9 protein-coding genes are annotated in these 11646 nt (G+C 37.4%); 6 read left to right on the top strand and 3 right to left on the bottom strand.

Annotated elements, in window-relative coordinates; genetic code table 11:
• Positions 1-49: 49 nt before the first annotated feature.
• The 6 genes from ACFO3O_RS15890 (at position 50) to ACFO3O_RS15915 (ending at position 8323) form a co-directional block, all read left to right on the top strand.
• Positions 50-2107, top strand: coding sequence for a TonB-dependent receptor family protein (locus ACFO3O_RS15890; protein WP_379980565.1), 2058 nt, complete (start codon positions 50-52; stop codon positions 2105-2107).
• Positions 2108-2140: 33 nt separating this feature from the next.
• Entirely contained in the window at positions 2141-3913 is a 1773-nt protein-coding gene (locus tag ACFO3O_RS15895; protein ID WP_379980567.1) for a tetratricopeptide repeat protein, read from the top strand.
• A 187-nt stretch (positions 3914-4100) separates the two neighbouring features.
• On the top strand, positions 4101-5045 hold the full coding sequence (locus ACFO3O_RS15900) for a hypothetical protein (RefSeq protein ID WP_379980569.1): 945 nt from the start codon (positions 4101-4103) through the stop codon (positions 5043-5045).
• A gap of 140 nt (positions 5046-5185) precedes the next feature.
• On the top strand, positions 5186-5944 hold the full coding sequence (locus ACFO3O_RS15905) for a sulfite exporter TauE/SafE family protein (protein ID WP_379980571.1): 759 nt from the start codon (positions 5186-5188) through the stop codon (positions 5942-5944).
• 17 nt (positions 5945-5961) lie between these two features.
• Positions 5962-6639, top strand: a complete 678-nt coding sequence (locus tag ACFO3O_RS15910; RefSeq protein WP_379980573.1) for a class I SAM-dependent methyltransferase — start codon at positions 5962-5964, stop codon at positions 6637-6639.
• A gap of 220 nt (positions 6640-6859) precedes the next feature.
• Entirely contained in the window at positions 6860-8323 is a 1464-nt protein-coding gene (locus ACFO3O_RS15915) for a GldM family protein (RefSeq protein WP_379980575.1), read from the top strand.
• Positions 8324-8372: 49 nt separating this feature from the next.
• Here ACFO3O_RS15915 and ACFO3O_RS15920 read toward each other — a convergent pair whose 3' ends face one another.
• The 3 genes from ACFO3O_RS15920 to ACFO3O_RS15930 are packed head-to-tail and all read right to left on the bottom strand — an operon-like array spanning position 8373 to position 11644.
• Positions 8373-9446: a cytochrome-c peroxidase gene (locus ACFO3O_RS15920; protein ID WP_379980577.1), complete on the bottom strand. Its 1074-nt coding sequence runs from the start codon at positions 9444-9446 to the stop codon at positions 8373-8375.
• Positions 9446-10204, bottom strand: coding sequence for an MbnP family protein (locus ACFO3O_RS15925; RefSeq protein ID WP_379980579.1), 759 nt, complete (start codon positions 10202-10204; stop codon positions 9446-9448). The genes ACFO3O_RS15920 and ACFO3O_RS15925 overlap by 1 nt, the downstream gene beginning before the upstream one ends.
• A 9-nt stretch (positions 10205-10213) precedes the next feature.
• A complete protein-coding gene (locus ACFO3O_RS15930; protein ID WP_379980584.1) occupies positions 10214-11644 on the bottom strand; it encodes a hypothetical protein in 1431 nt (476 codons plus the stop codon).
• Between the last annotated feature and the right edge of the window lie 2 nt (positions 11645-11646).

The following is an 11646-nucleotide window of genomic DNA, read 5'->3' on the forward strand; positions in this document are numbered from 1 at the left end:
ATTTTGAGTTCTCTACACAAGAACGTACTTTTCAAAAAAATTACATCCTTTGAAAAAGAGTTTCATTTTATCTTTTGGTTTCTTACTCCTTATCATTCAAGTAGTACATGGACAAACAGACCCGATTCCATCACAAAAGTTAGATACTGTTTTTATACAATCTTCCCGTATCAAGAGTATGCTTCAAAAATTACCTGCGGCAGTATCTGTATATCAAGCAGTGCCAGAGGATGCGACGAGACAGCAGCTTTCATTACAGGAGTATACGCAACAAACACCAGGGCTTTTTGCACAAAACACCAATAACTTTGCACAGGATTTGCGTATCTCTATACGAGGTTTTGGTGCACGTTCTGCTTTTGGAATTCGCGGAATTAAATTGATTGTAGATGGTATTCCAGAAACCACTCCAGATGGGCAAGGGCAATTAGATAATCTTACCTTAGGCATTATAGATCGCATTGAAATAGTAAAAGGTACTAGTTCCAGTTTGTACGGAAATGCTTCGGGAGGAGTTATTAATATTCAAACAATTGATGAGGTTGATCAACCCTTTTCTCATTGGAAAGGAAGTGTAGGTTCTTATGGATTTCAGAATTTTCAAGCGACTGGAGGAATCAATGCAGAGAATGCCACGTATATTTTTCATGGTAATTACACTGCTACAGATGGCTACCGAGATCAAAGTGGCTTTAAACAGGTAAATACCAATTTTAAAGCAAACTTTGAAGTCAGTGATAAATTAACCATCAGAGCACTCCTTAATTATAGCGATTCTCCAGAGGCAGAAGATGCGGGAGGTCTCACACTAGAAGAGGTACAAGAAAACCGAAGACAAGCTAGAGATCGTAACGTACTTTTTGATACTGGCGAAACCATTCGTCAGTTTAAAGTAGGATTGAGTACCACTTGGGAAAAAAACAAACACACGACGGTAGCCGGGTATTTGTTTTATAATAATAGACAATTTGATGGGAAGTTGCCTTTTGAGTTTGGAGGGATCGTTGATCTGGGGAGAGATTATATAGGGCAAGGTGCTAGTTTGACGTATTCAAAAGGGAAAAATACCTTGAGAGTGGGCTATGATTTTGGCTATCAAAATGACGACAGACAGCGTTTCAGGAATTTAGAGGGGGAGCAGGGCGATCAAACATTTGATCAGAAAGAACGCTTTACCAACCTTGGCGTGTATGTCACAGATCATTTGGAAATTGACCAATGGTATATCACAGGAGGGGTTCGGTTTGATTACAATCGACTTGCGGCAGTCGATGCTTTTTTAGACAATGGTGACGATTCTGATAACATCACTTTAAATGCAGTGAACCCTAGTATTGGGGTGAGTTATGCTTTTCTGCCTGCTGGAAAGGCAGGTGCGAGCACGCACAGTGTTTACACCAATGTTGCTACAAGTTTTGAGACTCCAGCCCTGTCAGAACTATCAGCAAACCCGAGTGATGAACAAGGATTTAATGATGCTTTAGAAGCACAAAAAGCGACAAGTTATGAGGTTGGTTTTAAAGGACAGTTTGACAGCACTTTTAGGTATCAAGTCGCATTTTTCCGAATTGATACTCAAGACGATTTGGTGCCTTTTGAATTGGAGGCTTTTCCAGACCGTACGTTTTTTAGAAACGCAGGTAGCACCAATCGTACTGGGGTTGAGGTGGAAGGTGTATACGCTTTCGCGAAAGCGTGGACAGTCTCTGCCGCCTACACCTTTTCAGATTTTACATATAGTGATTTTACAACTCCAAACGGAACATTTGACGGGAAGGCATTGCCTGGAATCCCAAAGCACCTAGCCAATTTTGGAATCCAATACCGTTCTGAAAAAGGATTTTATGCAAGTGTTCAAGCATCCATCGTAGGATTGCAATATGCCAATGACAGTAATGAAACAGAAGTGGAAGGCTATGAAAATATCAGTATAAGAAGTGGCTATGACTTCAATTATAAAAATGTAATTATACAGCCATATATAGGAGTCAATAATCTATTGAATCAGGCGTATACAGATAACGTACGAATTAATGCTTTCGGAGGGCGCTTTTTTGAACCTGCTCCCCGATTTAATGGATTTGGTGGTATTATCGTAAAAATCTAAATACCTATATTTAAAGGGTAAAATTACACATTTATGCGAGTCCTCTCTATACTTATCTGCTTGTTAAGTACTACTTCTTTGTGGAGTCAGAACTATTATAAAGTTCTTAGTGATGATCTGAAATCACGTATAGATCAAGGAGATAAATGCCTAAAGTCAAAAGACGAAGGTTGTCTAAAAATCTATGATCAAGTACTAGAACTCGCAGCAACATTGCCAGATTCAACACTAGCAATGACGTATCACGAAGTAGGAGTAAGTCTATCCAGATACGGTCAATTGCCAGATTTTTTGAGATACTTAAATCAAGGCATCTCACAAACGAATGGAAATAAGCACCCAACAGTGACTGCTACTTTATATAGAAAAAAGGCGTATGCTTTTGCACGTATGGGACCTACAGATAGTATCATACCTACGATTGATAAAGCGATAGCGTGGGGGAAAGTAGGAGGTGATTATGAGTCTATCTCTGAAGCGTATATTCAAAAAGCAGATTTGCTACATCGTATGGGTAACTCAAAAGAAGCGCTGGAACTGCTCACAGAAGCAAAATCATACGTATTAAAATCAGGCTTAAAAGAACAAATTGCAGGAATAGATTTTACCATGGGAAATATCTATTTAAGTAATTATGATTTTGAAGAGGCTCAAAAAACATTTAGTGAAACACTCGAATTATTGTCGGATGATAGTCAGCTTTACCATCTTACGCTTGTTAACTGGAGTGTAGCTATGGTACATCTGGACCGTGTACAGCCTGTCATAGATAAGCTGCCAAAAGCGATTGATTTTTTTAAAGGGCGTAATCTAGAATGGACTGCAAAAACACATCTGGCACATGCATATTCAAAATTAGAGCAATACGATAAAAGTATACCCCTTTTGGAACAATGTCTTGCTGCCGCAGAACAGATTTATGACCCTGGGATCATCAGTTTGAATAATAGGTTACTTGCCAAAGCATATTTAGAAACTGATAATGCAGCAAAAGCACTGCCACATGCTAAAGCGGCCTATCTTTTTGAAAAAGAAAAAGAAAGCCTAGATGAACAGGTGTTAGGGGCACACGTAATTTATGCACAAGTACTCGGAAAAAATGGTCAAAAGAGCAGTGCCTATGATATTATGCAGCACGTCCCGCTTATGGTAGATTCTCTTAATCTAATTGCAAAACAGCGTGAGATAAAAAGATTTCAGGAGCTTTATGAAACCGAAAAAAAAGTAGCACAAATTGCTTTGCTAGAGGAAAGAGAAACGAACAGTAAATTGCAGAAAGGATTATTAGGTCTGGGTCTACTGGCAGCATTAGGAATTCTAGGAGCGGTCTGGGTACGCTTTCGCGAAAGCGCAAAAAGAACAACGCTCGAACGTCAAAAACTTGATGCCGAATTACATCATAAAAATAAAGAGCTCACCACGCATACATTACACCTAGCTAAGAAAAATGAAATTCTTGCTGAACTTAAAGAGAAAGTAGGACAGCTAGAAGGAGGGTGTGATACTAGAGCGATTATCAATAAAATTAATTTTGATTTAAAGGATGAAGAAAACTGGGGGACGTTTGTTCAATATTTTGAGCAGGTGCATACCAATTTTAGCAAAACAGTACAACAGAAATATCCTACTGTAACACCCAATGAACTTCGGTTAATGGCACTTTTGAAAATGAATCTTACTTCAAAAGAGATCGCAAATATGCTTAATATTTCTACTGATGGGGTTAAAAAAGCACGCCAGCGCCTACGTAAAAAATTGGAAATACAACCCAATGAATCTTTAGAGGCCTTAGTCGTATCCCTTTAAACATAGGTAATAAGAGACTGTCCTACCTTTGTACCCCCTCATATTTTTGTATTCTTTAGAATTCCAGATACGTTTGTGAAGTCAATGATTGACATCCGTTTTGTGGATGCTGCTCCAGAAGTGACTGCAGCGCTATACCAGAGCAGCACACAAAACAGATAATACGTTAACCACAAAACAAAAACTCATGAAAACTTATTTTAAAAATATAGGAATTGGTGTGTGTAGTGTCATTATACTTCTTGCCACAAGTTGTTCTGATGATACCCCACAGGCACTTGTTCTTGAAGCTTCTGACCTTACAACGACTATTGCTGAAAACCCAGCACAAAACGATATTCTAGGTGCTATCTCGGTAAATGAAAGCGATGGTACCATTTTTTTAGTTATCTCCAGTGAACCTGCAGGAGCCCTGAGCGTAGATAATTTTGGGCAAGTGCTAGTGAACGATTCTGCTGCTTTTGATTTTGAAGCACGTTCTAGTGTCACAGGTACAATCTCTATCGTAAATGGTGATGCAACAACGTTTTCTAATATAACGATATCACTTACAGATGCAGATGATATACAAACATTACTTACTACATCTCGAGCATCTTATGAGAATAATTCTGGATGGATTGAAGTGACCGAAGAAGAGTATAATGTATTAGCCGCTCGTATAGCAGGAGTCTCTAAAGTAGGCGTTTCTGATGCTGATTTTGATGCTCCAGTTACTATCTTACAAACGGCAGGGGATCTTGTTGTGAAAAATGATATTGATATCCCTATGCCGTTTGGAAGTTATCTTTTTGCCTTTAAGTATTATAGTGCAAATGGAACTAATGGGAATGCAAATGGGCAGGTGCGTCCTAAAGTTTCTGAGAGTTTACCTACTTCTGGATATATAGGGAGAGGTCCTTTGCCTCCTCACGGAGCCGGATTTCGTTATTTTGTAATAGCAGAAGTGGTTGCAACTAGTGCTGGTAATTCATATCTAGGGTTATATTCACCATATTCTATGGGATGGAAAGAAAATTTTAATAGTGAGATGTACTATCGTTTTGGGAATGGAAGCGATTTAACTAATGGTGTAAATGATGTTCAAATCTTGATACAAGGATTGGTCACCTCTCAAAAACAATGGGATTGATCCCAGAACTATCCTACCATAAAAGGCAGCTTTTAAAAAGTTGCCTTTTTGTTTTTTATGCTTTCGTACTTCGGCTATGCTCAGTATAAACTTCACTTTCGTGAAAGCATTATAAGATTGTATAGTATCTTTGGGGTTTTATGACAGATATAGAACTATACGCAATTGCCAGCGTTGGAGCGATGCTCGCTGGAGGGATTAACACACTAGCTGGTAATGGAAGTGCTATAACGCTTACGATTCTAACCGAACTTTTAGGGTTGCCACCTAATCTAGCAAATGGAACCAATCGCATAGGGGTTTTTACTCAAACGAGTGTTGCCGCAGGCGTATTTTATAAAAACGGGAAACTGAATCCGATCCATGTCAAAAAGTATTTATGGCCCATTTTTGTGGGTGCAATAGCTGGAGGTGTTCTTGCACTTAATGTAAGCAACGAACAGTTTAGATCGGTATTTCGTTTTATGATGGTCTTTATGCTGATAGCTGTTTTAGTGAAACCTAAACGATGGTTGCGAGATACAGATTCTGATTATAAGCCTAACATGTTTATATGGATGCCAGCATTATTTGTTATTGGGTTTTACGGCGGTTTTATTCAAATGGGCATGGGGATATTTTTCCTTATTATTATGGTTTTAGGAATGAAAGTTAATATTATTGAAAGTAATGCTTTTAAAGGTCTTGTTATTGGATCTTACACGTTGATTGTATTAGCAATGTTCCATTTTCAGGGATTGGTTGATTGGAAAATAGGAAGTATTTTGGCTGTTGGGCAAACAGTGGGAGGCTATTTAACCGCTCGATTTGCAAGTAAAAGTAAGTGGGCAGATCAAATTGCTTATTATGTATTGATTATTGTGTTGGTACTTGCTGTCGCGAAATTGTTTTTGACTTAGATTTTAGAGTAGCTTTTATGAATACAAAGCAACATAAATCCAAACAAATAAAAAAACCTTGGCCTACCAAAGCCGCTATGGAGCAGGTGTATGAAATGAATCTTTGGGGAGGTGATAAAGCTGATTTCTATTCAGGAGAGGGGTCATATCATCCAGATATTGTAAATCCATATCTAGAGGCAGTTACTTCTTTCTTAACCTCTTTTGAAACTCCGCTTATGGTATGTGATTTAGGCTGTGGGGATTTTAATGTGGGAAAACATCTGGTGAAGCACACCAAAAAGTATATTGCAGTCGATATTGTTGGCGATTTGATCGAGTACAACAAGGCTATATTCAAAGAAAAAAATCTAGAATTCCAGTGTTTGAATCTTGCAAAAGACGCGCTGCCTTCTGGAGATTGTGCGCTGGTGAGGCAGGTATTACAACATTTATCTAATAATGAAGTACAACAAATATTAAAAAAGCTAACCTACTTCAAATATGTTATCCTTACAGAGCATCTTCCTGAAGGAGATTTTATACCCAATAAAGACATTATTTCTGGGCAGGGGACTCGACTTAAAAAGAAAAGTGGGTTAAATGTATTGTTACCACCTTTTCACTTTAACGTAAAAGAAGAAAAATTACTAAATAGAATAACTTTAGAAAAAGGGAAAGGGATTATTGAAACGACACTTTATAAAATCTCTTAACCTTTTAAAACTCAGCAAAGCGTCTATCTTCTATAAAATCATTATCGGTAAGCGTTTTTAAAAAAGCAATGAGTTGCACTTTTTCTTCAGGAGTGATATCAAATCCAAGTGTTCCATTAGGGTATTTAGACTGCCCATCGAAGGAACTAAAAAATGACTAATATAATCCTCATAATAAATAAGTTAAATTTGTAATTAGTCTATTTTAATTTTTTAAAAAGTGGAAAATAAATTTTACAAGAGATTTTTCTTTATTACGGTAATATTAATTTTTGTTGTTGGTGTTTTTGTATACGTTAATTTTCGAGAAATTGTTGCAGCAGTTGTTGTTACGATATTACTGCTTTTTATTTCTACAGCTTATTTATATTATACTGAACAGCTAAGGTTTCTTTTAAGTTTTAGATGGAAAAAAATTGAGAAGTGGTTATTGAATACTCTTTTTGGGGCAATTATTTTAAGCTGGCTAGGGACGTTTTCTTATAATTTATTAGTGTCTGATAGTAATAATGACGCGAGAATTAGACAAAATATGATTCTTAGTGAAGTTAAAAAAACAAACAGAGTAGTTAAAATAAACCAGGATGACATCCTTTCGGAGATAGACAGCCTTCATGGTGGAATTGAGATATTCATCAAAAATTTACCTCAAGAAATTGAGAAAAGAATTGAATCAAAAGTCGCTTTTAATAATAAAAAGATAGAAGAATTAGTTCTTGAAAATTTACAACTAAAAAAGAAGATCAAGGAATTATCTATTGCGAATTTAAATAAAGCATTACAAAGTAAAATTGAATTACTCGTTTCTGAATACAGGTATGAAGAAGCACAAAATTTGATAGACATTTTTTTACAGGAAGAAGTTTATATAGAAGATTCAAACTTGGCTAAACTATATTATCAAAAAGCATTAATATTTTATGCTCAATATGATTACGATAATTCTAAAAGGCAAATAGAAAAAGCTATTGAATTAGATAACCAAAATGTATCAATAGTTATTCAATACGCAAAGGTCTTAGGACAGATAAGCGCTAGGTTAAATTCTGAATATATAGATGAATCTTTAAATACAATTGAATTAGAAAGTAATAATGTTTCTAATTTGGATAACGTTGCTGTGGCTTATGCGAATAAAATGAACATTGTGTACAGAGGGATACAAAATCCAGTAACTATATATTACACAGGTGTGTCAGATGACAATGTTACAGCAATAGGTAATGGTTTAAAAAAGGTTTCAGGAAATTCATATATGCTTTCTCCAGGTCTTGGAAAAGATGTGACTATAAATATATCTGGCATCTTATCGGATGGAAGTAGAGTCTCTGATTCCAAGAATTTCCGTATCCTAGAAGTTCCTAGACCCACTGGAACTATTAGAGGAGAAAGCGGGGTTATTCGAATTACAAGATCAAATTTGGAAACCTCTCCAGTAGGTGTCAAATTAGGAGATTTTCTATTTGATTTAAATCTTAAGGTAAAATCTTTTAAATTAAAAATACCAGGACAGCCAGCGATACATATAAATGGATTTAAATTCAATTCTGAAGCTAAGAAACTTCTCTCTAAAGCTAAGAAAGGAGAAATTATTCAAATATTTGATATAAGGGCATCAATCACTGGAAAATCAAGTTATTCACTTAGAAAGGTTTCTCCAATTACTGTCGAACTAATTGATTGAATTTCACACTTTAAATTAATTTATTACAAAAGTGTTACATTAATAAATATTAAAACTCAGCAAAGCGTCTATCTTCTATAAAATCATTATCCGTAAGCGTCTTTAAAAAAGCAATGAGTTGTATTTTTTCTTCAGGAGTAATGTCAAGTCCAAATGTTCCATCGGGACGCCTAAACTGCTCATCAAGTGTTGGGCTATCTACCATACCATCTGTGTAAAAGTTGAGTACATCTTCTAGAGTAGCTAGGCGACCATCATGCATATACGGAAAGGTTGCTTCTATATTTCGTAAACTAGGCACTTTAAATTTGCGATGATCACTGGGTAACCCAGTCACACGCTCACGCCCGATATCATTAAAAGTAGGATTCATAGGGAGTCCATTGTTACGATAGGATTGATCGGTTTGTAAAGAACCCGCATGACAAGAAGCACATTTGGTGTCAAATACCGCACGACCCGCGTTTTCTTGGTCTGTGAAGGTGACCGCTTCTCCGCGTTCTAGTTTGTCAAATTTAGAATTGGCACTCACCATCATCACCATAAATTGCGATAATGCTTTAAATAATCGATCGGCGTTGACCCCTTCAGAACCAAATGCTTCCGCGAAAAGTGTAGGGTACTCATCATCGGCGGCGAGTTTTGAAATGACATTGGATACCGTTTCATTCATTTCAACGTCAGAAGTGATGGGAATGATAGGTTGAGTGTCTAAAAATGTTGCTGCACCATCCCATGTAAACTCATTCATAAAAGCGAGATTGTGTAGGGGTTGTGCGTTACGTGTTCCGATTTGACCGTCCACACCATGGCTGGTAATATGAGTGTGGTGAGTAAACGCAAAGGATTGAATATGACAAAAGCCACACGAGACGACACCATCGGAGGCTAACTGCCCATCATAGAATAATTTTTTGCCGAGTTCGAATCCTTTTTCGGTTGGTGGATTTTGTGCAATACTATACGTCGCATCTGGAAAATTAGATGGCACTGTAAAATCTAACAACGGATTTGTAACCATCATAGAATCATCATCAGTGGGGAGGGTGGTTTCGCCATCACTAGATTCTGAAGTACAACTCCAAATAAAAAGGACTACTATGAGGTGTTTTAATAGCTTCATTATTCTACAATACTAAATGCAGTGCTTATATTTTCTGCAATTTTTGGGGCATTTACAGGATCTACCTGAATATCATCCTTTTCTTCTAAAGATAAGGAATATACACTATCAAAGATTTTAGCCACATCAAATTGTATGGTTTTTGAAGTTGCATTTGCACTAGTTATTTGAAAATCGGCAACTGCCAATGTTACTTCTTTATAGTTGTCAAGTGTGGCTCCATGGCTTCCTACGTGATACAAAAAGGGTAGGTTATCATCAGGTGCCGTAGCTGTTGCATACGTTCCTTCAAATTTTAGGAATTTATAGCCTGCAGACCATGTCCATAACATGCCGGCTTCTTCTGCTAATGGGATAAAATTTAGTGTCCCAGATTCAATAGGGTATTTTGTGGGGTCTACCCCAAAGCCAAAAGTGATTCCTGTATACGTATCGGCTGGAATATTAGAAAGGTTGATAGTCTTATTCCCATCTTCATTGATAAGAAAGTAGCTATCTTCTACTGGATAGATAAATGTGGTATTGTTAGATGTGGTAAGCCTGATATTGGAGATAATATATTTTAATTCGTTCACAGTATAGGTCTCATTGCTCGCATTTGTGTAATTAGCAGCTAGCATAGATAATGCAGCTTCATTTACTGTATTTTGAAATGAAAGCGTAAGATTCCCAGGATCTGGTATCGTGGTTGGTTCATCATTATCACATCCAATAAGCAGGATAGCAATACCTGCTAGAAGTGTAAAGTACTTTTTCATAGCAATTTCTTAATTTATTTTTATTAATACAGCATCCAACGAACCATTACTACTTACAAGTTCTCCGTTGTTACTTTGGGTTTCTCCGGCAACTATAATATTCCCTTGGTTATTTGAGGCAATTCCAAATCCAAAATCAATACCGTCGCCACCTATAGATCGTTGGTCTTGTAAATTGCCATCGGCGTCTAGTAATGCTATCCAGATATCATTTTGTCCAGCATTGGTGGTGATGTCTATATCGTCACTTCGAGATGATCCTGTAATAGCGATACCATTTGCTGTGGCTGTAATGGCTCTTGCGGTGTCAAAATTAGTACCTCCTACCGTTTTTTCCCAAAGCAAATCGCCTTGGTCATTTATTTTTATAATCCATGCATCAGCATTTCCATTAAACCCTGTTATATCGCCGTCATTACTTCGAGTATCTCCAGCAATTACATAGTTACCATCGGGTGTTTTGGTAGCCGCATAGGCAATGTCTATTTCGGATCCTCCAAAAGAACGTTCCCATAAAAGTATTCCCAAAGCATTCATGCGAACAACCCAGAAATCATAACTTCCTTTAGAATTTGAAATGTCAAAATCATCACTTTCACTAGCGCCGATCATCAAAATACCGCCATCGTCTGCTTGCAAGGTTGCATACGCTCGGTCATTATTTGTGCCTCCAAAATAACGACGCCATTCCATATTTCCATTGGCATCTAGTTTATGTCCCCAAAACTCACCTACACCATGCAACGTAGCTCTTGTGGTATCTTCATTTTCTGACTCTATAAGGTCGTTTCCTTCTCCGTTAGAAGCGGTTACGTCTAGAAATCCAGCCGTAAAATAACCACCATCTGCCGTTTGTATAATAGAAAAAGCTTGGTCAGAACCAGGAAAGCCGTAGCTTTTTTGCCATTCAATTTCTCCTTGTGCATCTAATTTTACAATCCAATGATCTTGGAATCCTTCATTGGTACTTACGTCTCCATCGCTACTCCTGCTGTATCCTATCAAGGCATAGCCTCCATCTGAAGTTTGGATTACTTCTTCACCGCGATCGTCATCGGTTCCTCCGTAGGTTTTTGACCATTGTATATTTCCCGCATTGTCTGTTTTGACAAGCCAGTAGTTATTGACCTGAGTGGTGTTGTCTGTAATATCACCATCGATACTTTGAGAATAACCTAACGCAATAAACCCCCCGTCATTGGTGGTAGTCACATCATGAAAGGTATCGTCTTCGCTACCGCCATATACAGCTGTAAAATCAATTGTAATATTTACAGGATCAGTTTCAGGATCTGGGGTAGGTTCTTCTATCTCAGGATCTGTGCTTTCTGGTGGTAAAACGTCGTCTTCACCACAACTAATGGAACTGATCATATACATCGTCAGGAGGAATAGGGTGAGTATACGCTTTCGCGAAAGCGTAAAAAGTAGCTTTTTCATTT

The sequence above is a fragment of the Dokdonia ponticola genome (genome assembly GCF_042653865.1).
GTDB classification, from domain to species: domain Bacteria; phylum Bacteroidota; class Bacteroidia; order Flavobacteriales; family Flavobacteriaceae; genus Dokdonia; species Dokdonia ponticola.

What these genes read in the sequence shown, in the direction of transcription:
- ACFO3O_RS15925 (WP_379980579.1), bottom strand. Translation starts at nt 10,204, where the DNA reads ATGAAAAAGTACTTTACACTTCTAGCAGGTATTGCTATCCTGCTTATT.
- ACFO3O_RS15920 (WP_379980577.1), bottom strand. Translation starts at nt 9,446, where the DNA reads ATGAAGCTATTAAAACACCTCATAGTAGTCCTTTTTATTTGGAGTTGT.
- ACFO3O_RS15895 (WP_379980567.1), top strand. Translation starts at nt 2,141, where the DNA reads ATGCGAGTCCTCTCTATACTTATCTGCTTGTTAAGTACTACTTCTTTG.
- ACFO3O_RS15905 (WP_379980571.1), top strand. Translation starts at nt 5,186, where the DNA reads ATGACAGATATAGAACTATACGCAATTGCCAGCGTTGGAGCGATGCTC.
- ACFO3O_RS15910 (WP_379980573.1), top strand. Translation starts at nt 5,962, where the DNA reads ATGAATACAAAGCAACATAAATCCAAACAAATAAAAAAACCTTGGCCT.
- ACFO3O_RS15930 (WP_379980584.1), bottom strand. Translation starts at nt 11,644, where the DNA reads ATGAAAAAGCTACTTTTTACGCTTTCGCGAAAGCGTATACTCACCCTA.
- ACFO3O_RS15900 (WP_379980569.1), top strand. Translation starts at nt 4,101, where the DNA reads ATGAAAACTTATTTTAAAAATATAGGAATTGGTGTGTGTAGTGTCATT.